At 55.3% G+C, this 21,752-nt stretch carries 17 protein-coding genes; 12 read left to right on the forward strand and 5 right to left on the reverse strand.

What is annotated here, in order from left to right; all coding sequences use genetic code 11:
• Positions 1-201: 201 nt before the first annotated feature.
• The 3 genes from CA54_RS13400 to CA54_RS13410 all read left to right on the forward strand — a co-directional run bounded on the left by CA54_RS13400 (position 202) and on the right by CA54_RS13410 (position 3,997).
• Entirely contained in the window at positions 202-1,869 is a 1,668-nt protein-coding gene (locus tag CA54_RS13400; protein WP_197532437.1) for a serine/threonine protein kinase, read from the forward strand.
• A gap of 97 nt (positions 1,870-1,966) precedes the next feature.
• Entirely contained in the window at positions 1,967-2,914 is a 948-nt protein-coding gene (locus CA54_RS13405) for an alpha/beta hydrolase (protein ID WP_197532438.1), read from the forward strand.
• 120 nt (positions 2,915-3,034) lie between these two features.
• Positions 3,035-3,997 carry a hypothetical protein gene (locus tag CA54_RS13410; RefSeq protein ID WP_146371246.1) on the forward strand — a complete coding sequence of 321 codons (963 nt, stop codon included), beginning with the start codon at positions 3,035-3,037 and terminating at the stop codon, positions 3,995-3,997.
• Positions 3,998-4,028: 31 nt separating this feature from the next.
• Here the strand turns inward: CA54_RS13410 and CA54_RS13415 are convergent, their stop codons facing one another.
• The 3 genes from CA54_RS13415 to CA54_RS13425 form a co-directional block, all read right to left on the reverse strand.
• Positions 4,029-5,486 carry a type I 3-dehydroquinate dehydratase gene (locus CA54_RS13415; protein ID WP_146371247.1) on the reverse strand — a complete coding sequence of 486 codons (1,458 nt, stop codon included), beginning with the start codon at positions 5,484-5,486 and terminating at the stop codon, positions 4,029-4,031.
• A 116-nt stretch (positions 5,487-5,602) separates the two neighbouring features.
• Positions 5,603-7,999, reverse strand: a complete 2,397-nt coding sequence (locus tag CA54_RS13420; RefSeq protein ID WP_197532439.1) for a CehA/McbA family metallohydrolase — start codon at positions 7,997-7,999, stop codon at positions 5,603-5,605.
• Positions 8,000-8,117: 118 nt separating this feature from the next.
• Positions 8,118-10,382 carry a two-component regulator propeller domain-containing protein gene (locus CA54_RS13425; protein ID WP_146371248.1) on the reverse strand — a complete coding sequence of 755 codons (2,265 nt, stop codon included), beginning with the start codon at positions 10,380-10,382 and terminating at the stop codon, positions 8,118-8,120.
• A 315-nt stretch (positions 10,383-10,697) separates the two neighbouring features.
• Between CA54_RS13425 and CA54_RS13430 the strand changes: the two genes are divergently transcribed.
• From CA54_RS13430 to CA54_RS13455, 6 genes are all read left to right on the forward strand, one after another.
• Positions 10,698-11,819 carry a M24 family metallopeptidase gene (locus CA54_RS13430; protein ID WP_146371249.1) on the forward strand — a complete coding sequence of 374 codons (1,122 nt, stop codon included), beginning with the start codon at positions 10,698-10,700 and terminating at the stop codon, positions 11,817-11,819.
• Positions 11,820-12,209: 390 nt separating this feature from the next.
• A complete protein-coding gene (locus CA54_RS13435; protein WP_146371250.1) occupies positions 12,210-12,581 on the forward strand; it encodes a response regulator in 372 nt (123 codons plus the stop codon).
• Between the two features lie 155 nt (positions 12,582-12,736).
• Complete coding sequence (locus CA54_RS13440; protein ID WP_146371251.1) at positions 12,737-14,458, forward strand: hypothetical protein; 1,722 nt, start codon at positions 12,737-12,739, stop codon at positions 14,456-14,458.
• Between the two features lie 202 nt (positions 14,459-14,660).
• Positions 14,661-15,587, forward strand: a complete 927-nt coding sequence (locus CA54_RS13445; protein WP_146371252.1) for an aminotransferase class IV — start codon at positions 14,661-14,663, stop codon at positions 15,585-15,587.
• A gap of 112 nt (positions 15,588-15,699) precedes the next feature.
• Positions 15,700-16,374 carry a class I SAM-dependent methyltransferase gene (locus tag CA54_RS13450; RefSeq protein WP_197532440.1) on the forward strand — a complete coding sequence of 225 codons (675 nt, stop codon included), beginning with the start codon at positions 15,700-15,702 and terminating at the stop codon, positions 16,372-16,374.
• A gap of 40 nt (positions 16,375-16,414) precedes the next feature.
• Positions 16,415-16,930, forward strand: coding sequence for an NUDIX hydrolase (locus tag CA54_RS13455; RefSeq protein ID WP_146371254.1), 516 nt, complete (start codon positions 16,415-16,417; stop codon positions 16,928-16,930).
• A gap of 58 nt (positions 16,931-16,988) precedes the next feature.
• Here the strand turns inward: CA54_RS13455 and CA54_RS13460 are convergent, their stop codons facing one another.
• Complete coding sequence (locus CA54_RS13460; RefSeq protein WP_146371255.1) at positions 16,989-17,699, reverse strand: hypothetical protein; 711 nt, start codon at positions 17,697-17,699, stop codon at positions 16,989-16,991.
• 201 nt (positions 17,700-17,900) lie between these two features.
• Here CA54_RS13460 and CA54_RS13465 point away from each other — a divergent pair, with 201 nt between their 5' ends.
• On the forward strand, positions 17,901-18,233 hold the full coding sequence (locus CA54_RS13465) for a hypothetical protein (RefSeq protein WP_146371256.1): 333 nt from the start codon (positions 17,901-17,903) through the stop codon (positions 18,231-18,233).
• Positions 18,234-18,255: 22 nt separating this feature from the next.
• On the opposite strand, the gene CA54_RS13470 is transcribed toward CA54_RS13465, so the two are convergent.
• Complete coding sequence (locus tag CA54_RS13470; RefSeq protein WP_146371257.1) at positions 18,256-18,567, reverse strand: DUF1330 domain-containing protein; 312 nt, start codon at positions 18,565-18,567, stop codon at positions 18,256-18,258.
• A gap of 190 nt (positions 18,568-18,757) precedes the next feature.
• Here CA54_RS13470 and CA54_RS13475 point away from each other — a divergent pair, with 190 nt between their 5' ends.
• Together CA54_RS13475 and CA54_RS13480 are read left to right on the forward strand one after the other, a co-directional pair.
• Positions 18,758-19,111 carry a hypothetical protein gene (locus CA54_RS13475; RefSeq protein WP_145379212.1) on the forward strand — a complete coding sequence of 118 codons (354 nt, stop codon included), beginning with the start codon at positions 18,758-18,760 and terminating at the stop codon, positions 19,109-19,111.
• 41 nt (positions 19,112-19,152) lie between these two features.
• Positions 19,153-21,603: an ATP-binding protein gene (locus tag CA54_RS13480; protein ID WP_231963053.1), complete on the forward strand. Its 2,451-nt coding sequence runs from the start codon at positions 19,153-19,155 to the stop codon at positions 21,601-21,603.
• Positions 21,604-21,752: the final 149 nt, after the last annotated feature.

Below are 21,752 nucleotides of genomic sequence, written 5' to 3' on the forward strand. Positions count from 1 at the left end.
CACGGTTAGCATAATGTTTAGTGAAAAAACGTCAGGGTGTTTTTGCAGGAAACATTCCTGGCGGCACATCCATAAACGCTGTTGGCACAAGATGTTACTGCCGAGGCGTTTCACGAATCCGCTCTAGTGTGAATTTGAGCACAAGCGGCGGCATTTCATGTCGGCACGCTGTGGATGAGGGTTTTAGGGAAACAGATATCTATGGCAAGCGTTCCGACACGGCTTGGTCCGTTTGAGCTGAAAAAACAGATTGGCGCCGGCGGAATGGGCGTTGTGTATAGCGCCATCTATACCAAAAACGGCAAGAAAGTTGCGCTGAAACTCTTGCCAGCCGATTTGAATGAAGACATCCGGTTGGTGAAGCGGTTCGAGCGGGAATTGAAGGTGCTGCAGAAAATGCGGCACAAAAACATCGTGCTCTGTTTCGGTGGCGGTCGCAAAGGAGCGCAAAAATTCTATGCCATGGAATACGTCGACGGCGGATCGATGGCGGACTTGATCCGCAAAAAAGGCCGGTTGACCTGGGAAGAGACGATCGATTATTCGCTGCAGTTGTGCGCCGCTTTGGAGCACGCGCACGACCATGGTGTGGTTCATCGCGATTTGAAACCGGCGAATTTGTTTCTCACCAAAAAGGGAATGCTCAAGCTGGGCGATTTTGGTTTGGCGCGAACCAACGATGCCACCCAACTGACAGCCGCCGGCAAGACGATGGGGACATTCGCCTATATGTCGCCTGAGCAGATTTGCGGCAAGCCACCGATATCGCACAAGACCGACTTGTATGCGATGGGCTGCGTGATGTTTGAAATGCTGACCGGCAAACCGCCGTTCATGTCGGACAACCCGGCGACGCTGTTTCACATGCATCTGAGTGAACAACCCCCGCGGGTGCGGGCGGAAAACATGGACTGTCCGATCTGGTTGGAATCTGTCGTGCAGGACTTGTTGGCCAAGCCGGTCGACAATCGTCCGCTTGATGCACTGGCCGTGGCGACACAGTTGGAAATGGTCCGGGAAAAAGTCGCTAAACAGACGAGTATATTGGAAAATCAGGCGACGGAAAAAGCGACCGTGGCCGGCGGCGATATCGATACGGCGGTGGCGAAGGATTTATTGCGGAGAAAAAAGAAGAAAAAACGCAAGCCGCAGTTGGACACACCGATTTTTGAAAAAACGTGGTTCCTAGTCGGCGCATTGGCCCTGCTGTTGTTGGTCGTGACGTATGCGGTTTGGCCTGAAAGCCCAAAGCAAATGTTTGCCAAAGCCGAAGCGTTGATGAAGACCGGCGAGAGCGTCGATCAACGAAAAGCGCTCAAGGATTACTTGCTACCATTGGCCCAGGAGTATCCTAATGAGGAATTCTCGCCCCAAGTCCTCGTGTATATTGATGAAGTCGAAATGCGCAAAGCTGAGGAAAGTATTCTAACGCGTTCAAAAGTTGGACTCACCGAACCAAAGAGCGAAGCAGAACGGTTGTATGTGCGAGCCTACGAATTCGAACAATTCGGCGACCGTATCTCTGCCTTGGAGAGATACCAAAGCATCGTCAAAATTTTGGATGAGAACGATGAAACGGCACGACCCTTTGTGAATTTATCGCACCGGCAGATTAAGAAAATTGAAAGTGGAGACACAAACGACAACCGCGTGGAGTTGGTTCGAGACGCTTTAGACCGGGCAGATAACCTTTATCTCAACGGCGAAACCATCAAGGCTAAGGGGGTCTGGAAATCGGTCATTGCCCTCTACCAAGACAATCGAGAACTGGCTCCCTTGGTGCAACGGGCGCGGGATCGCCAATTGGAAGTCGATGGCGGCGGAGTGCCAAATCGGCCGGGCGAAAATGACGCAGCCTCGACTCAATAACTTTCGCTATGATTCCCGCATACTGAATTCTGCCAAGAGTGCGAAACAACCCGCACTGCAAGTAATCGCTACGAAACTATGCTCGCGTGGAGAGGCGATGACAAACAACGACACAACGCCGGTCAAGCCGCCGCGTCGGCGACCTTGGTGGCGGTCCCACTGGCTGATGCCGGTCCGTATCTATCTGGTGCTCCTTGTCATGTTAGCCGTTTTTCAAAGATCGCTGATCTACCATCCCCGAAAAGTAGACGACATTCTTCCCGTCGACAGCGGGTTTGCAGACTCGCAAGTGCATGAAGTCACCGTCACGGCCGATGACGGAACGGCACTGCATGGCTGGTTTCATCCCGCCGGTGCTCAGAGCTGTGTTAGCCACGCCGAATATTCCGAACAGCTACAAAGCGATCGGCCGGTGGTGATTGTGTTTTGTGGAAACGCAGGGCATCGCGGGAATCGTGACGATGTGCTGCGGCTGTTTTCAGCGCTGGGTGTTGACACGCTGATTTTCGATTATCGTGGTTACGGCGACAACGATGGTTCGCCGAGTGAATCTGCGATCTTGGCCGATTCCCGTGCCATTTGGCGGCATGTGACCGATGAGCAACAAGTTGCGCCGGAGCGGATGATCATATTCGGGGAATCGTTGGGCGGGGGCGTTGCGACGCAACTGGCCGCCCATGCATGTCGTAGCGGCGAGGTACCGCGGGCGTTGGTGTTGCAAGCTACGTTTTCTTCATTGGTGGATGCGGCTGGATACCACTATCCCTGGTTGCCGGTGCGCTGGTTGTTGTTGGATCGTTTCGATTCGCAGGCGGTGGTTCCCGAGGTCAATTGTCCCCTATTGCATTTGCACGGGACGGCCGATGAGGTCGTTCCCTTTGTGTTGGGACAACGGCTGTTTGCGCGAGCGCCGCAAGCCTCACACACCGGAGTGCCTAAGCAATTCGTGGAACTTCCAGATATCGGGCACAACAATATCGACCGCACCGAATTTTCAGAATATGGTCGTGCAATCTCCGGTTTTTTAAAGCAAATTTCGCCGTAGTGTGGATCTAATACTTGGGCGGCGGACTGAACGCTGTTCCCAGCAATCCATTGAAAAACAAAAAGCACCCATTGGGGGCTACCAAGATTCAGAGGTCCAGGGGTAAGGGCGAACAAGCCGATGAGCCAAATTGATATCGAGGGAAGCGCTCGTCTCTCAGCCGTTATCGCGAATTTTAAGACCCGGCCTGCATCACAGAGTTGGGAACGGGTTCCTTGCGGGGATTCGTCGCAGCAGATTCTTTGGGCCTGGTACAAGCCGTCCCATTTGCCATTCGGTGTCGTGGTGAATATCCCTGACGAGACCTTCCGCAGCTATCCGCAACGCCAGCAGTTGACGTTGCGAACGGTCCTGAGTTGGTTGGGACTGGAGCCGGGGTGCGTTTGGCAATGGACACAATATGGGGTTACCTATGACGCTCAACAGGGGGCGTCGGCGTATTTTGATCAACCGTTGACCGATCCGGTCCCTGGAGTGGATTCGGGAATAGCGATTTCATTACTCGCTCCGACCATGCCGGTTGCACCTCCCGCCGCATCCACTTCAGCTCCGCCATTCGCACCGATGCCCAGTGGCACAGTGCCGTCAGATATCGGCGATCTGTTTGAAAACATCGACACCGATTGGAAAGCGATAGTCAAAGCCGAGCGGGACTTGGCGCTCTGCCGCAAGAAATTGGTCGATACCCTGTCCCGTTTGGGCTCGCTGAATCGCGACTTAAACCATGAAGAGCAACTGTTCGCGGATACGGCGGACAAGGCGGCGTGGATGGACGCGCGGCGTTGGTTGCGCGAAACTGCTTCGCGGGTATCACGATATCTGAAGGATTGTGACGTGGGAGATACGACGTCGGCGCCCAAACGGGATTGGATGAAACAGACGTACGAGCAATACATCGTTCCCAAACAAGTCTTTGACGGCATTCAGCACGCCCAACGCGAGTTCGAAGGCTATCGCAAGATGGTGCAGACATTGTTCGTCAACATGAACGGGGCTCACGCTAGCGCGGTCAGCGATGGGGAGCGACGGGCACATCAGGTGTTGGCGCGCATCGCTGCGAAGGTTCGCAAGACTAAGAATTAACAGGGGGACGCGATAGACTTTTTCCTGTCAATCACTCCGCCTTCAATGCCGTTTCGAGGACTTCCAGCGGTGCGGGTTGGCCGGAGATGGCGGTGAATTGTGAGGCGAGTTGTTCGACAGAGATTTTGACCGGTTCGACGACTTTGCAGTACCGTGAGCGTGCTTCTTGGATAAACGGTGTGTCTTCAGGCATGCCGTCGAGGTCCATGACGGCCATCGAATCTCGCAGAAAACTAGCGGGCAATTTGGTTTTTCGCCCTGGTTCAAATTCGCTTTCGGTGGAGATGATCACATCGCACAGCGTGGAGAACAGGTTGGCTGTGGGGACGTAGCGGAGGTTGAACAATTGCGATAATAACTGTGCGCGTTTGTCGTCTCCGGCTGTGATGCTGAGGATTGTGTCGCGGCGTTTGCTGGCGTAGATGGCAGCACGGGCTGTGGAATTGCCGCCGACGACCAACACGTTGCGGTGATCGAGTGGTTTTTGATCGCCGCGCGCGGGGCCGAGTGTCGTTTCCAAGGCCTTGAGCGCGGACCGCCACAGCGTGCTGTAAGCTGTCCAACCTTTGTCGGACTTCAGCAGCATGTCGGCTTGCTGTGAGATCTCTGCCGAATTTTCAATGTGGTCGGCGAGACGCAGCATGGTTTCGCGATTCTTAGGGTCGAGCAGTGCTGCTTTGATATGCAGTTTTTCCAGCATCTGCATCATCCGTTCCAACAATTGTGTTTCGACCGGTAAGCAGCGGATGTTGAGATGTGAGTGGGCGAAGGCTGCGTTGAGGGCGCGTACGGTCTTTATTTGCGGCACATCAAATCCCATCACAGCCACCAGGTGGGTTTGCTGCGAAATATCTCGCCAGCGATACGTCGCTTCCAGTTCACGGACACTGATTTGCCCCTCTTGGACCTCCATACCCCGTTCGAGCGCGGCATAAATAAACGGCGATCCCAACTTGCAACTCGTCAGTGCCAGCGTCAGCCCGGCATCGCCTGTTCCGCTAACGATGACCGGCGCCTTGCCTTGGAAGTTCAGCGCCAACAGCAACGGCCAAGCGGCCTCGAGCGTCGGCGTGGGAGCGGTGAATCTCACCATGTCGGCGTCGGCATCACACGCCCGCTGGTAGATTGTCTTAAGGTCGGGCAACGAGCCTTGCGAATGCGTAAAACTGACGATCCGCATCGTCGGTCCGTAACGGGGAATCTTGGCGGCGATGTCGACGTCGATATCCACGAACTCCGGTCCATCAGCAATCGCTTGTCGTAGAACCGTCACGCGTTCCTGCTCATCGCGGTTCCAAGAACCACCATCCTCTTGACGGCGGCAAGAAATCATCACCGGTTTGCGGCGGCCTTCGATTAGCTTGGCCACATTGGGTGTCTTGTGCAGGCAGTCCAGCCGGATTTCAACGACGTCGCACTGTGGCTCGGCATTGTACAAGTCGGCCCGAGCCAACGTGTGCGATTCCGGCGCAATGGGGATACAGATCATAATTCGTACTCGAAATACAAAGGCCCGGTTGACTTCCCGTTGGTCGAATTCTTAGCCACAGATGGGACGCGGATAAAACACGAATGCGCGCTTACGCACCCACAATGGACACATGATCACTCGGCGGCTGATTCTTCCAGGATTTTTTTGTAACTTTCTCTCGCTTTTTGGTAGGCGTCGGCAGCTTGTTGTTTTTCTTCCGGGCGGCGAACACCGATGCGGCCTTCTTTACGATCCCAGCAAACGTCGACCGCATCCAAGCACCATTGTGCGCTGCGGCGGCTGGCGCGAATCGGTTTGTCGCCGACTTGCACGAACACCGGGTTGGTGTGCACCGAGGGCAAAATTCGCACAGCGATCCAACTCGATTTGTCGATCTTGACACCAAAACTCAAATGCTGCGTCTTGCCGTCAGCCACGATGTGTTTTGTCGCAACGGGATAGCCGTTGACGATGACTTCTACCGGCACGGTCCGTGTCTCGCCGACTCGTGCGCGTTCGAGATGCCAATACGGTTTTTCGTCGAGGCGTCGATTGCGGATTCGTTCGGTTTCGGGCGTTGGTTCTTCAGCTAGTAATGCGGAGACGTCAAACTCAACTTTAACCGTGCCTGCTTCGGGGATATCCAACTGGCTGATTTCTCCGCCGCTGCCCGCTTCGCCGACGCCGACATTGTTGACTTTGAAATCAACGATATGACTCAACCCGTCGCCGCAGTAACTGCGGCCATCCTTCAGGCCGGCAACCCAGTTGTCGTAATTCAGTTCCTGGTCTTCGGGGAGTTTGACATAAATGCGACCCAGTCCGACTTTGTCACCATAGATGCAGGGGAAATCGGTTTCGCCGCTGATGCGAGCGCGGTACCCGCAGTTGAGCGTGTGGTACCAGATGTTCAATTCCCAAATCGATGGGGTGTCGACGGCGGAGATGAAGTCGCAGACGTCGTGGGTGACGGTCACGATGTATTCGTTAGCGCCGATGCCGTCAAAGGGAGGCATCGCATAGTCGGGGAGCTTGTCCGCCGCTTTGCCTTTTTTGTTCGGCACGCGGTTACCGCGATCGTCGTAGTCGGGCAACTCCAAGCCCCAACCGCTGTGGCTGTAGCCGACGACGCCCCCTTGTTTTTTCCCCCAGGCCAAAACGGGCAACGTCCAACTCGGCCATTCTTCGATGAGTTCAGTCCCTTCGTAGTCGTCTTCGTTGAGCCGCAACAAGCAGAGATGTCCGGCATGGGACGAGGGGAATCCACTGACCTCGACGTCATACCGCATTAAATAGTTGGGCCGCGACAAGGCAGAGGTCTTGCCTTCGAAATATTGCTTTTGCGTGTACCAGCAAGGCCCCCAACTGAGTACGCAACCGACGTTGAGGTCTTCGCCGAGAATGTGTCGCATCATATCGGCCGGCGTGACCCCTTCGGTTGGGCTGTCGTAATGCGCGCAACCGGCGGCGTGGACGTGATGGTCGCCGGAGAACCAGCGTTGTTTGGCCGGATGCGTCCAACGTCGCAATTTGAAGTCGGCCTGTTGACTCTTCACGTCTGATTTGACGGTCAAGGGGAAGGTGTCGACATAATATTCCGGGCCGCGATTGAAGACGACTGTATACTCACCCGGTGGCAGGTGGACCGACTCGCCGTCTGCACGATAGATTTGATCGTGAAAGAAAAAGTCCGGCGCCATGCGGCGTGCGGGATTGGGATAGACGCGTCCTTTCTCGTCGCGAATGATGAGCGACGCTGTGGTCGGTTCGCCATCGAAGTCCTTGATACCCAACGTCACCTCGACCGCCGGCACGCTATCGAACAAGATTGGTACGGCATTGCGAAATCCGAGGTCCTGGGTCCCCTGCCCTACGTTGAATGCCAACTTGGCTTCTCGTTTGCCCACGTCACGGCTGTAAAGCTGGATGATCCGATACTCAGCTTCCAATCCTGAGAGGGTTGGTTTGAGTGGTTGTTTGTCGAACATGTTGATGTCAAGGAACCGTGACTCACCCGCACCGGCAGGAACGAGTTTCTGCTCGGTTTGTGGTCGCTGACGCGCCCCCTTGCCGCGCATATAGACCGGTTGGGCGTTGGGGCTGTCCGCGACCAGTTTAGCGGTGATGCCTGCTTCGTTGTGCACCTTGATGAGGAACGTCCGCCAACCTTGTTCGATCAATTCTTTGGGGGCCGGCCCTTCGCCCACCGAGACGCGGCTTTCGGCGTTGATCCGCACGGCTGCCAGTGAGCGTTTGTCGAGGACTTTTTGAATCGCCGCCACACAGTCACGATCATCGGGGAGTTTTTTTGCCGCTTCGATGGCCTGCAAGTCAGCGTCGCTCAACGGCACGCCGACGTATTCGAGACCCTCCAGCAAGCGGTCGGTCGCGGCGACAAAGGGCTGCTTTTCCACGGCAATGAATTCGGGGAAATTTCCCTCAGCCGCCGAAGCGGCATTATTCGTCGCGACTCCAGTGAATAGTACTGCTGCGAAAACCACTGTCTGGAAAAACCGTTTGACTTGGAGCATGATCGAAGTTCCTTGCCTGGAATACACGATGGATCGTCGTACGAATAACGCCGTTCGCCATTGTCAGCCTCAAGGCTGCGAGATTCAAGTTGGAAATGGACAATGGCCGTATTGGAAATTATTTCTCCGGCGGGGTGATGAGGTCGTAGTACCGTCCCATCCAATAGGGCATTAACCAAAACGCGGTGCTCCCCTCCCAATGCCCGCCTGCCCCATGGTCAACGAAATAGACGTTTCGATCCCAACGAAACACAGCCCGTTCGCTGGGAGGCAGCAGACGACGGGTTTGCCGTCGCCCCTCAACGGGGACTCCCACGACCTCCACATCCTCTCGCTGCGAGTTGTGAATGGTGTATTGAATCTGATCCAACGGCACGTCCCGCAGAAGTTCAGCACAGGCGCTGAGGTTTGCGTTCCTGCCGGAGAAGGCAGCATACGCGAAACCAAACAACGGACTATCATCCTGCCGCACCGGGGCGAACCAAGCTTCCATGCTTTCGCGATAGAGCACACGACGTGCGGGGTCTTGTTCATAGGTCAGCAGCGCCGGATAACAAAACGCCAACAACTGATATCCGATGTAAGTGAAATAGTCGTTGCCGGTTCTAAGCGGCTTGAGGATGTTTTCCGCGTAGTGCTCTTTGTAAAGCAGTCGATCAATTTCGCGATCATATTTTTCGTTGCCTGTGACATGCTTTGCGATCGTCAGATAGGTCAGCGCCTCGACCGAATTGACTCCCCGTTCCAACCACCAGTTAGGATCGTCGTTTAGCTTTTCGGGCGCCCAGACGCCCCAACGCGTCGCTTCTCCATCGATGTCGCGGAGGACGTATCCGCCCTTGATGATGTGATCCATAATCCGTCCGACCAAGGCGGCGACACGTTTTTTCTCGGCATCGTCGGCGACGAGGTCGTAGTAGATCGGATAGCTAAAGAAATGGCCGGTGATTTCGTCGGAACTGGTGTCCCCTTTCCACAGCCATTTTCCGTCGTCGCTTTTTCGCCAACGAATCTCTACTTTTTTCCAACGGGCCTCTCGTGCAAAGTGGTCGGCGGCTTCTTCGTCGGTATAAGTCCGGTTGCCGTCCGCCATGCGATTCCATTCGACAGGAATCACCGTGCGGGCTACGAATCCAGATGTGCCGGTCACAGTTTGTAGAAACTCCATAGCGCGAAACGCTTCGGTGGCGTTCGCCTTGGCATCGGCTGCTTTCGTGACAGCATAACGATAGGACTCGGCCGCCATATACAGGCCGGTGTACATGCCGTCGTTGTCGGTGTCCATCGGTTCGAACGTTGAGATATCACCAGGAACTGGCAGCCGGCAACGTTCCATCAGGCCGGGGGGACGGACGTGTCGCGCGCGGACGAGCTTATCAAAAAAATCCGCTTTCGATTCGAGTGTCATCTCCCGTTGGCGAATAATGCTGATTCCGTCCGCAGTGGCGATGACTGCTGAGCCGTCTTTCAAAAATTCAATGTCGCGCACATCGTCGTTGGGCAGCCAACGCAGGCTGTGCCGGAAGGACCAAGTCTTGCCATCAAACCGAGCGGCACCGATGGCCGTGCCCACCCAAAGTCGTCCGTCATGCCCCAAGTCCAGACACTGGATGCTCGTCGAGGGGAGTCCTTGTTCGGGGGTGATGGCGGAAACTCGACGACCGTCGCGATAGATGTCGATCCCCGCAGCGGAACCGATCCAGACATGCCCGTTGCGATCCGCTGCCAGTGAATTGACGCGGCGGCTCAGCGCCTGTTCCTGACCTTGCAGCCAGTCGGTCTTGCCGGCCGATTGGCGATACAACCCAGACCAAGCAGCAATATAAAGATCTTCGCCAGTCACCACGACGTCATAAATATTCGTAGCCCACGGCCCTTCCACCTTCTTCCAGGCATCGCTGGTTTTTTCAAACAGCCCGCGGGGAGTGGCAGCAAAGAGCCGTTTGCCTGTCCACCTGAGCAATGTCACCGGTCCTTCGATCCCCGTATCCTGCGTGACCTGACCGTCAGCGACCCGAAACAATCCATTCCATGCGCCAACCCACAACGAGCCGTCGGGATTTGCCAAAACCGCATACGTGGAGCCATCGACGGTCGCACCGTCTGGAGGGACCAATTGATCCTCCTGGACATGCATCAATCCAGCGGCGGTGGCTGCCCAGATCTTATCGTTGGTATCGACCGCAATTGCTCGGACATTGTTCCCTGACTTTCGAACGCCTTGACCTTTGGCGACGGCGGCTTTGATAAACGGGCCGCGATAATCTTGCAAGAATGGCGTATCAACAATTTTTTCGTCAGCGGCATTCGTAATCGCGGGAGCGACAGCAGTGACGGTTGCCGCCAACAGTACGACCCAGAGGGGCCCAAACATTTGCTTCATCGTGAACTTCCTTGAGGATTCGCTGGAATCAGGTCGGCCGGGGCGCGGCGTGATTGAAGTCTTATAAAAATTATGGCGTGATGGACTCTCATCATGCTCGTTCATACCTGCGCTGGCAAGGACGGCGACGAATTCCTACCGGTCGATGGGCCGATTTTCAGCGGTTTGCGACTCTTTCCATAGGTGACGAAGCTGTGATTGTGCCGCGCCGCCTCGCAAAGAACTGAGGGGCCGCATCCCATTTGTAGCGTTGTTTTTGTAGACTTTGAGTGAACAAAGCGGCAAAAACAACAAACCATGCAAGGGATACTGTGGATGAGCAATTTGTACGAACCCTTAACGCTCGATTTGGACGATTGCCGTCGGCGGCAACAACGTTTGTTGGTGGTGATGGAGCGTCTCGATATCCAGCGGGCCGTGTTGTTTCAGCCGGAACATGTGCAGTATTTCACTGGTTTTCGTCCGGGTGGATTGCTGAATGCCGCCGTGAGTTTGGACGCTGACGGGCATTGTCTGTTGGCGGCTCCCAACAGCGTGCCGGAGCATGCGGCGGCCGATGAGGTGGTGACGTTCGAGGCACAATGGCATTGCACATTGCGACAGGATCAGCGTGAGGCGATTGTAGCGATTCTCAGCACCGCCTGGAGCGGGCGGTCGGTTGTGAGTCGCGTTGGTGTGGAGTTTTCCAATGCGGGCCACCATTTAGATCCATTGTTTGCGGACATTGCCATTATCGACCTCGAACCGGAGTTGTGGGGCTTACGGCGGGCAAAAGATCCGGACGAATTGGCCATGATTCGACGTGCGGTCGCTTGCACCGACGCCATGTATGCCCGCGCTCGTGAGGTGATCGAACCGGGCGTGACCGAAATCGAGGTTTATAACCAGCTGCATGCCGCTGCGGTGGAAGTGGCAGGGGAACCGCTGACCGGTTTTGGGAACGATTTTCAATGCAATTCCCCCGGCGGCCAACCACGCAACCGCGCTGCCGAGGCGGGGGAGTTATTCGTGCTCGACTTGGGACCGGGATACCGCGGGTACTTTGCCGACAATTGCCGTACGATGCGCGTCGGTGCAACGATTAACGACGCGCAGCAACATGCCTGGCAAGCCATTGTTGATGTGCTGCAAATGGTCGAAGAAACGGTCCGTCCCGGTTTGAGCGCGCAGAAGTTGTTCCATCGCGCACAGGAGATGCTTGACGAATACCGCCCGGAGGCATTCTTTCATCATCTCGGGCACGGCATCGGCTTGTTTCCCCATGAAGGCCCGCATCTCAATCCGCACTGGGAAGACACGTTTGCCGTCGGCGATGTCTTTACCGCGGAGCCCGGGCTGTACGGACCGGAACTGCGCGCGGGGATTCGCCTGGAAGAGAATTACGTGGTCACAGAAACCGGAGTGGAACGTTTGACGGGTTATCCGTTGGAACTGTGAACACATTCTTAACTCTTCACTAGCTGTGAAGCCGCATGCAGAGTACCCGCTGGACGGGATACAACCGCAAGACCTGCGCGCACTAAGGGCAAGTGCCAATGGGCGAATCGTCATAGTCGCCCTAATCGTTATTAGCGGTCAGGTTCTGCATGGAGCAAACGTAATTCTCTAACACTGCTTAATTCTTGAGCTATATTTCGTCAGACGATGCGCTCCCGACCTGGACAATTGAAACGATCTTACGGTTGCCATAACAGACGACTGTTATGCGACTTGGAGATCGCTACCAAAGATTCGACAGTGAAGCGTTTTAGTCGTGTTGTCTTTGTTGCCGGGCAGTTCGTTGAAACTTTTTTTACTGATCTGCGAAATGAGCAAGGGATCTGAACGATGAAATTACTACTGGCCGACGACTCGGGAACAATGCGGACCATTCAAAAGCGGTGCCTGCTAAAATTGGGTTTGGCCGAAACAGATATCACAGAAGCTGAAGATGGACAACAGGCTCTGTCACAATTCGAAGCCGCGAATTTCGATGTTGTGTTGAGCGATTGGAATATGCCGAACATGGACGGTCTGACGTTCCTGCAAAAGGTCCGCGAGACCAACAAGGACGTGCCCTTTATCATGATTACCACCGAAGCCGAACGGGCGCGGGTGGTCACGGCAATTCAAGCCGGCGTGACTGATTATTTGGTGAAGCCCTTCACTCCGGACGACCTTCGGGCCAAATTGGAGAAATGGGTCGCGGCGCCCGTGTAGAAAAGTTGTGGCTAGTCAAATGGATTGAATCTATCGGGAAACGCCCTCAATTGTTCCTGTTTGTGGGAGCTGACAGGACCTGTCATGCGGGTTTGCCGAGGACGAAGTTTGCCGTTAACTCCCCTCATTAGACGGATTGTGGACAATCAGGTGTCATGGGTGATTTTTCCAACGGAGAGCAACTGAGGCGATTGCCGTTGCGTGCGCTGGTCGCATTTGCGTCACGCTGCGCGCGAAGGATTCAGCCTCACTATATCTTGGAGAATGAGCACCCCACCAAACAATCGAGCACAAATTCCATCAATGCGGCAATTCGCGTCGCCGAAGAGTTCGCTATGGGCGGCTCGGTCGATGCGAAAAAAGCAGCCACTGCTACGCGCGATGCCGAAGAAGCTTACGCCGCTGCCCAAGATCCGGAATTCGCCTCACCCGAGGCGGTGCACGCCGCCAAGGCTGCGTTGGCTGCTGTGGGGGCCGCCAATATCTGCTTTGCGGTCAAAGCTTCGCAAGGCATGGACAAAGAAGTCTGGGTGGCTGTGGAGATTGCCGGCGAATCGATGATCGCCGCTATGGCGGATGAAGAAACTGCTTCGCGGGCGTTGGCGTTCGATCTGGAGACCTTGGCGGAACTAGAACTCGGCGAATTTCCTGAGTGGGGAGAAACCGTCGACCCCATGGAGGACGGCCCTCTCGGCCCGCTGGTCCCGCCGAAGCAACGCCTCCAACAGACGAAGTCTCCCGCTTCCAATACAAAGCAAGACGCGGCCAAGGCAGGGGCTCCGAACCGCGCCATGCAAGCGCTGGAACGTATTGACGCCCTGCGGATGGAAATCGAAGAGGACGATCCCGAGGCTGCAGCCAAAAAACGACTGATGGCGCAACCGCGTCAATCCTCGAAAGCCGCCACAGCTGGGGCGGTGGATGATAAAGAGGTTGCACAACTGCAGCAGCGGCTTCAAAAAGAATTGGAGCGCGTGCTGGCCGCAAAGACGGCGCTGGATGAAGAACGCATTCAATTACAAACAGAACGCGAATCGTTTGAGTCGCGTTTGAAGAAAACTTCCAGCAATCGAGGTGAGGGGGGGATTGATACCGACCTTCGCCAATTGGCCAAAGAACGCCGGCAGATTCATGCCGAACGTCAGGTGCTGGAAGACGAGCAAGCGGCCTTCAATGAGGAATTGGAACAGTTTGAGATTGATCGGGCCAAATTCCAACAGGAGGAACGGCGGTTACAGCGCGAGCGGGAGAAATTCGAGCCCCAGCGTGAAGAGACGCGCGAGGAGCGCGCCCGCCTTGAGAAGCATCGCAACTGGTTGAGACTGAAACTTCAAGAGTTCAGGGAGCATCGCTCTCACCTCACCTCGGCCGACATCGATGGCTCGGCGTTGTGGCAGCAACTGCAGCCCGTACAACGGGGGTTGCAGGAAATCGACGAGGAACAAACAACTCTCAAATCGGAATTGCAAGACCTGCAACAAAGCATTGCCGATGTGGCGCAAGGCGAGAGATCTGTCGGCATGTCGGCAGAGGCTGAAGAATCGTTACGCCAGGACAACGCAAGGCTACAGGCGGAAGCCGAACAACTACGCAACAAACTGGCGCAGGCCGCCGACGAGACCGACAGTCGCTTGGAAGCGGAGCGGAAGAAACTGCAGCAAACGCAAGCCGAGCTGGAACAACGCGCGACGACGTTCCAGGAGAATGAAGCGGCCCTCAAAGAAGCACTCGTCCGCATCACCGAAGAACAGGGACGGTTTGCGATGCAGCAATCAGAGTTGGAAAAACTCAAGGCGGAATTGGAATCACGTCAACAAGCCTTCCAAACCGAACAGAGTCGTTTCCAGGATCTGATCGACGTCACTTTCCGCCGCTGATGAACGGCGTCCGGGCCGCTTTCCGCAATGCGCGTGAGCCTGCGGCTATCTGGCAGCTCGTGTGGGTAAGCATTGGCTTCAAGAACCGTCAGTACGTCCGGCAGACCGCATCAACAATCTGCTAGCGGGCCACTGGTGCGGCGTCACGGTTTGGATTATTCTAAGCGCCCGCTGTATTTCCCGATAAAAACGAAATCCATTCATGTCCGCCGAGCCGATTGTCTACCTCAACGGAGAGTACCTTCCTGCGTCGCAGGCGAGTGTATCGCTGGCGGACTGGGGCCTACACGGCGTCGCGGTGACGGAAATGACGCGGACGTTTGGCCAACGTTGTTTTCGCTTGGACGATCATTTAGACCGTTTGAATGCTTCGGCCGATCAACTGGGAATTGCCGTCGATTTACTCCGTGACGACTGGCACAAAATCACGGAGACCGTCGTCAACCACCACGCGGCGCTTGTGGGCAAAACCGGTGAGTTGATGGTCAACCACGTGATCACAGCCGGACTCAATTCGATGAATGCGGCGCCGGATCACCGTGGGCCAACGATCTACGTGCGAACAATTCCACTGCGATTTTCGCGGTGGGCGGCCAAATACCAAAAGGGTCAGCATTTGGTGGTTCCACAAATGCGACAAATTCCCGCGGAGTGTCTCAACCCGAAAATCAAATCCCGCAACCGACTGCATTGGTATCTCGCCGATCGACAGGCTCAAGAAATCGACGCCGATGCGTCGGCGTTGATGTTGGATTTCCAAGGGCATCTGACCGAAACCAGTGTGGGTAATGTTTTCATCGTGCGTGAGAATACTATTCTGACACCGCGGTCTGAAGTCACACTTGGGGGAATCAGCCGGATGGTCGTGCGGGATATCGCCCAATTTTTAGGTGCCGGTTACGAAGAGCAGAATATCACGCTGGCCGAGGCACTGGTCGCCAAGGAGGTATTTACCTCATCAACCGGGTATTGTGTGTTACCGGTCACGAAAATCGATGGCCAATCCATCGGCGAAGGTCGGCCGGGCGCGGTGTATCAACGTATTTTGGAAACATGGAATCTGATGGCCGGGCTGGATATTGCCGCCCAGGCTGTTGAGCAATCCGTAGTCGAATCACACTACAAGTAGTTTCAAAACCCTCTGACGCGTCCCACTGACACTGACTTGAATGTTTCGAGAACAATCGCAACCGGGTTTTGAAACTGGTACTAGCCAAAAAAATAAAATTGTCGGCAACATTATGAAACGTATGTTCAACGAGTACCGGGATTTCTTTCGCGAATTCCGCAGTCGCTTCGAAACCACTGGAGCCGTCACGCCCAGCGGTCGATTTCTGGCGGCGGCGCTGAGCGGTCCGCTGAAGAAGCACGACGGCCCGGTGCGGGTCTTAGAGGTCGGACCGGGCACCGGAGCGGTGACACGTCAAATCGTCAAGCATCTCAAACCGGGGGATCGTTTCGACCTCGTAGAACTCAACGACAACTTTGTCGACTCGCTAAATCGGTTGTTCAGCGAAGAGGATATCTTCCGCGCCGTCGCCGAGTTTTCCGAAGTGCATCTTTGCCCGCTGCAGGAATTCGAAGCCTCCGAGCCGTTCGATTTTATCATTTCCGGTCTGCCGCTCAACAATTTCCCGGCGGCATTGGTAGAGGAAATCTTCGAGAGTTATTGGCGGTTGTTGGCTCCAGGCGGAACGCTCTCCTATTTTGAATATATGTACGTCCGACCGGTGCGGCGATTGGTTTCAAAACCAGACGAAAAACAACGTCTGACCGACCTGGACAAAATTTTGGGCACACATTTAGGCAATCACCGCATCGCGCGGGATTGGGTTTTTGTCAACGCGCCCCCGGCTTGGGTCCAACATCTGCGCCGGCAGGAATCAGCCACGGCAGCCGACAGCACTGCGGGGTGATGGCAAGCAATACGGGGTGCTCGAGCAAGCGGAACGCATTATGCCTAAGCGGAAAATACTCGCGGCGGGAAATCATTTGCAACTCGTGTCGGTCGATGGCTGGGAATACGCCGAACGAACAAACTGTCGCGGAGTGGTCGCGGTCGTCGCTGTCACCCTGGACCGACAGTTGATTTTGACGGAACAATACCGCCCCCCGGTGGAGCGCCGCGTGATCGATTTACCGGCGGGACTGGCAGGGGATATTGCCGGCGAAGAATTGGAATTGTTGGAGCAGGCCGCAAAACGCGAATTGCGTGAGGAAACCGGCTATGACGCGGAGGAGTTCGAATATCTCTTTCGCGGACCGACATCGGCCGGTTTAACAAACGAAGTGATTTCGTTTTTCCGCGCAGGTCCGGTGCGCCAAGTTGATGCAGGTGGCGGCGACGAGTCAGAGGACATTGTCGTCCACACGGTTCCGCTAGTGACGATCGATGATTGGTTGGCGTCGTTTTCGCCCGCAACGACCTTGGTGGATCCCAAGGTATACACGGCGCTGCATTTTGCCCGCTGAGCTAGCGAAGAAATCACAATGGACGCCTAAGCATCACTACACAAACGCATCATCGTTCTTAGCGGCGATGCTTGTGCTTCGATGTTCCGGTGGCGACATGGAGTTGCGGGCGGGCGAGTTTGAGCTTCATCCGGCCTCGCCAATTGATCTTGGTTCCACCGATGTGCAACCACTCCAAGCGGTCGAATTGTTTAATTACTTCGAGTCCCCGGTTGTCGATCGGCGTGTCATGCAAGTCCAGTGCGGTCAGCCCAGTCATTCCGTGCAGTTGCAATAAGCCATCGCTGGTGACGTTACTGTGCGCCAAATCCAAGTGTTGCAGGTCGGAGAGCACTTGTTGATTTTCTATCAAACTCGCCAGCGATTCATCATCAACGTCTTTGCCGCGCCATTGAATTGCGATGAGTTTGTCTTTGATCTGCCCGAAATCTTCCCCGACCCAGGGGCGGAGACCTTCGATCCGTTGCATGGTGACATATCCGTTGCGGCTTTCGACAGCGGTGACGATTGCCAGTCGCGCGATATAGAGTTCCATTTCCTCGCCGATCCATCGGCTGCGTCCGGCGTGGAATTTGGCAAAATCGAGCGCTTGCTCGTAGGCATCGTGCAGGGCCGTATATTCAGCGGCGCTGCCCCCGGCATCGGGGTGCGCAGTCTTCGCCTTTTGGCGATACGCCTGTTTAATGTCAGACGGCGAATAGGGGGGCCTGAGTCCCAGTCGCACCATGAATTCCGGGCGCTGAAACGGTTCGACCTTAAAACCAGTCATCGTGTTGCCGTGGTCTCCGCATTTAGGCCGTTGCGACCGCCACAATTCGGAAAATCCGATCCTGGTAACGGCCTATTGTTTTGCAAGGTTTACCCAACTAAGTGTATACTATATTTGGTTGCCTGTCCCGGTGACTACCGGCAGCTTGCTGCACATCTCCCATTCTTGCTCGCCATTGGTTTCTCGACCTAGGAGGTTTTCATGTCCGGCACTTCCCAATTTTTTGAAGATTGGCATTATCGGCTGCGAGACCTACAGGAATTGGAAAACAATCCCCGGCATGCCGGTTGGGTGAGCAAACTACATGCCAAGGTGCTGCGGTATTTCATCTCCCGCTACGATTATCAGCCAATCCCCACCCAATCGTCCGTAACATCGCAGCTCTCCAGAACGCAAAACTCAGCCATCTGCTCCAAACTGGCCCTGCGGCTCAGCGAAGAGAACGAGGAGCGTTACCGCCGGGGTGCGGAATGTCGCAATATTTTAGCGGAAATCCGCGAGGCTAACACCCTCCGCACACGTTACAAGACCTAACTTGCCTCAGTTGAGTCCTTGTTTAATCGTCACGGCGGCAGCGGATCAATAGCGAATTCGTGATCGCCCTCTCGCGAAGCGGCCGGATCGCCTGGAATTCCGGATCAGCGATGAAGCCGTCAAAACTGCTTTGATCGGGCCAGCGGACCATAAAGATCAAGTCGGCATCCAATTCGCCGATCACGTTCGCCTCGGGGATGTACGATTCCAGCTTGACTCCGCCGTACTTCTTCGCGACCGGCCACGAGGCCTTCAGGTACTCACGATAACGCGCCGCACCGCCATCGGGTTGGAACCACAGGACGTTCAGCATATAGATCGGCTTATTGCTCATGTTGTTGTGCCTCGCAATCGGGACGCGGGGATCAGCTTTCTTGGGAAACGTTACTTATTCGTTTCGCATTTTATGACAAGCGGGCCGTTGGGGCTACTAGGTTTCCCTGGCTGACAACTGGTGGAATTGATAAAACGATGATGCAGAAGGTGGGCGGGTACCGATTTCGCGGTCGAGCCGGGAGTGTAGTATGGGATTGTTCAGTAAAAAAGATTGGAACGTGATCGCAGTCATCTTTGAGCGCCCCGATCTTTTTCGTATCAACGGAAATCGGGCGCAAGGGAAACATGCGGACGTCATTCGGGACGGTGCGAAAAATCATCAGCGGACGATTTATTGGGCAGTCTTTGACCAAAAACGGGCGTTCGTCGAAGGGGCACCCGGTCCGGGAAGTAAAAGCGTTGACACAGCTGTGGTCAAAGCCATGATTCGCGAATTGCCCAAATTGACCACCGTGCAAGAGGTGCTCAAGACTCTGGAGGCGGGCAAAGAGGAAAAAATTTCGCAGGGGTTGGTCTGGGACGGCTACGCAAAAGACCATTGAAAACGTGAATTTATAGTCGCAGCGACACGGAGCAATACGTCGTGCAGAATTTCGAGAAACTGGGAGCGTTTTATCTCGGCAAACTCTTCGACATGACTCGCGCGGCACTGCGCGATGAGTTGTTGCTCTACGACTCCAAAGATCTGACCACACACGCGGTTTGTGTGGGGATGACCGGCAGCGGGAAAACCGGCTTGTGTTTGTCGCTGTTGGAAGAAGCTGCCATCGATGGCATTCCCGCGATCGCCATTGATCCCAAAGGGGACCTGGGCAATCTGTTGCTCACCTTTCCTGATTTGGCGCCCGACGATTTTCGCCCCTGGATCGAAGAGAGCGCGGCGACACGCGCCGGTCTCACGCCGGATGAATATGCCGCCAAGACCGCCGATCAATGGCGCAATGGTTTGGCACAGTGGGGGCAAACGCCAGAGCGGATTGCCAAGTTTCGCCAAGCGGTCGATATCGGGATTTATACCCCGGGTAGCAATGCCGGCTTACCGTTGACGATCCTGCGATCGTTTGACGCGCCGCCGCAACAACTCATCGACGATAGCGATGCGCTGCGCGAGCGGATCAGTTCGGCGACCTCCGGTCTGTTGGCGCTGTTGGGCATCGACGCCGATCCGATTCGTAGTCGCGAACATATTCTGCTGTCCAACATTTTTGAACAGGCGTGGCGCGACGGACGTAATTTGGATGTCGCATCGCTGATTCGCGGCGTGCAAAATCCACCGTTTAAAACCGTCGGTGTGGTCGATCTGGAAACGTTCTTTCCCGCGAAAAGCCGCAACGAATTGGCGATGAACCTCAATAACCTATTGGCGTCGCCGTCGTTTGCAAGTTGGATGGAAGGCGAACCGCTCAACATCCGCAACCTGTTGTACACGGCCGAAGGAAAACCGCGGCTGTCGATTATTTCCATCGCGCATCTCTCCGATGCGGAACGAATGTTCTTCGTGACGATCTTGCTCAACGAAGTCCTCGCCTGGGTCCGCACGCAACCCGGGACGTCGAGTTTACGGGCGCTGCTCTACATGGATGAAGTCTTTGGATATTTCCCGCCGACGGCCAATCCGCCATCGAAAACTCCCATGCTCACTCTTTTGAAACAGGCACGGGCCTACGGATTGGGAGTCGTGCTGGCGACACAAAACCCGGTTGATCTGGACTATAAAGGCCTGTCGAACACCGGCACGTGGTTTTTGGGGCGGCTGCAGACCGAGCGGGACAAGGCACGCGTATTGGAAGGTTTGGAAGGGGCGTCCGCACAAGCAGGCACGGGGTTTGATCGCCAAAAAATGGAGGCGACGCTTGCGGGTTTGGGAAGTCGCGTGTTCTTGATGAACAACGTGCACGACGACGAACCTGTGGTGTTCCAAACCCGCTGGGCATTGTCGTATCTCCGTGGGCCGCTCACGCGGGGACAAATCGAAACGTTGATGGCGGACAAGAAACAACTAGCAGCCGAGGACGCCGCAGCGTCTCCTGAATTGGCGAACACACAGCCAACCACCGACGTCGCTGAGAAACGTCCGCATCTGCCGGCAAAGGTCGACGAACTCTTTTTGGTCCGTACGCATGCCGTGCCGCGCGACAGTCGACTGACGTATCGTCCGGCGCTGTTTTGCAAAGCCCGACTGCATTTCGTCAAGTCGACTTACAAGGTCGATCAATGGCAAGACCTGACGTTGCTGTCGACGCTCGGAGAAGAAATGCCGTCCGATGTGTGGGAAGCGGCAACAGCCATCGATGCCGCGCAGATGGAGACCGAAAGCGAACCGGAAATCGATGCCGATTTTGCCACAGTGCCGGCGGACTGCTTGCAGGCGAAAAGCTATCCGACATGGCAGAAAAAGCTGAAAGAACATCTGTACCAAAGCCAAGAACTATCTGTTTGGAAATGCGCGGCGCTAAAAACGTATTCCGCAGCCGGAGAAGCGGAAGGAGATTTTCGCATTCGCCTCGCACAGACGGCGCGGGAACACCGGGACCTGCAAGTCGAAAAAATACGTGACCGCTTTACCACAAAATTGCAGCGACTGCAGGGAAAAATCCAAACCGCTGAGGAACGCGTCGCACGCGAGAAATCCCAAGCGACCCGAGCGACAACCGATTCAGTGATTTCGATCGGATCAACGATTCTAGGCGCCTTATTCGGCCGCAAAATCGCCAGCCGCACAAACGTCGGCCGCGCCTCGACCTCGATGCGCAGCGCCGGCCGAGCCGCACAACAACGCAGCGACGTCGCTCGCGCCGAAGAAAAAGTCGAAAACCTCAACGAACAGGTAGAGGATTTGCAACGTCAATTCGAGGAGGACGCGGACCAACTCGAAGAGGCGTTTCAGGTCGATGCGTTGGAGCTGGAAGAACTGAGCATGCGTCCCCGCAAAAGTGATATCGACGTCGACGAGGTCGCGTTGCTGTGGACCCCGTGGCGCGTCGATGCCGACGGCACTGCGGAACCGGTGTTTCGGTTGGATGTTAAGTCGTAGCGTTCGCTTTCAGAGTATGAAGTTTTCAAACCGGGTATATTTACCAAGTGTTCACGATTTTAGATTTGCGTCTCTCGCCGTTTACGTGAGCAATTGAACGCAAGTCCTTTAACAAAGTTAAAATCTCGTGTACTTCAGTTTTGCATGGT

It is taken from the genome of Symmachiella macrocystis (assembly GCF_007860075.1).
Taxonomy (GTDB): Bacteria; Planctomycetota; Planctomycetia; order Planctomycetales; family Planctomycetaceae; genus Symmachiella; species Symmachiella macrocystis.

Excerpts from the sequence above, each read along its gene's own strand:
- CA54_RS13400 (WP_197532437.1), top strand. The coding sequence starts at position 202 with ATGGCAAGCGTTCCGACACGGCTTGGTCCGTTTGAGCTGAAAAAACAG.
- CA54_RS13405 (WP_197532438.1), top strand. The coding sequence starts at position 1,967 with ATGACAAACAACGACACAACGCCGGTCAAGCCGCCGCGTCGGCGACCT.
- CA54_RS13410 (WP_146371246.1), top strand. The coding sequence starts at position 3,035 with ATGAGCCAAATTGATATCGAGGGAAGCGCTCGTCTCTCAGCCGTTATC.
- CA54_RS13415 (WP_146371247.1), bottom strand. The coding sequence starts at position 5,486 with ATGATCTGTATCCCCATTGCGCCGGAATCGCACACGTTGGCTCGGGCC.
- CA54_RS13420 (WP_197532439.1), bottom strand. The coding sequence starts at position 7,999 with ATGCTCCAAGTCAAACGGTTTTTCCAGACAGTGGTTTTCGCAGCAGTA.
- CA54_RS13425 (WP_146371248.1), bottom strand. The coding sequence starts at position 10,382 with ATGAAGCAAATGTTTGGGCCCCTCTGGGTCGTACTGTTGGCGGCAACC.
- CA54_RS13430 (WP_146371249.1), top strand. The coding sequence starts at position 10,698 with ATGAGCAATTTGTACGAACCCTTAACGCTCGATTTGGACGATTGCCGT.
- CA54_RS13435 (WP_146371250.1), top strand. The coding sequence starts at position 12,210 with ATGAAATTACTACTGGCCGACGACTCGGGAACAATGCGGACCATTCAA.
- CA54_RS13440 (WP_146371251.1), top strand. The coding sequence starts at position 12,737 with ATGGGTGATTTTTCCAACGGAGAGCAACTGAGGCGATTGCCGTTGCGT.
- CA54_RS13445 (WP_146371252.1), top strand. The coding sequence starts at position 14,661 with ATGTCCGCCGAGCCGATTGTCTACCTCAACGGAGAGTACCTTCCTGCG.
- CA54_RS13450 (WP_197532440.1), top strand. The coding sequence starts at position 15,700 with ATGAAACGTATGTTCAACGAGTACCGGGATTTCTTTCGCGAATTCCGC.
- CA54_RS13455 (WP_146371254.1), top strand. The coding sequence starts at position 16,415 with ATGCCTAAGCGGAAAATACTCGCGGCGGGAAATCATTTGCAACTCGTG.
- CA54_RS13460 (WP_146371255.1), bottom strand. The coding sequence starts at position 17,699 with ATGACTGGTTTTAAGGTCGAACCGTTTCAGCGCCCGGAATTCATGGTG.
- CA54_RS13465 (WP_146371256.1), top strand. The coding sequence starts at position 17,901 with ATGTCCGGCACTTCCCAATTTTTTGAAGATTGGCATTATCGGCTGCGA.
- CA54_RS13470 (WP_146371257.1), bottom strand. The coding sequence starts at position 18,567 with ATGAGCAATAAGCCGATCTATATGCTGAACGTCCTGTGGTTCCAACCC.
- CA54_RS13475 (WP_145379212.1), top strand. The coding sequence starts at position 18,758 with ATGGGATTGTTCAGTAAAAAAGATTGGAACGTGATCGCAGTCATCTTT.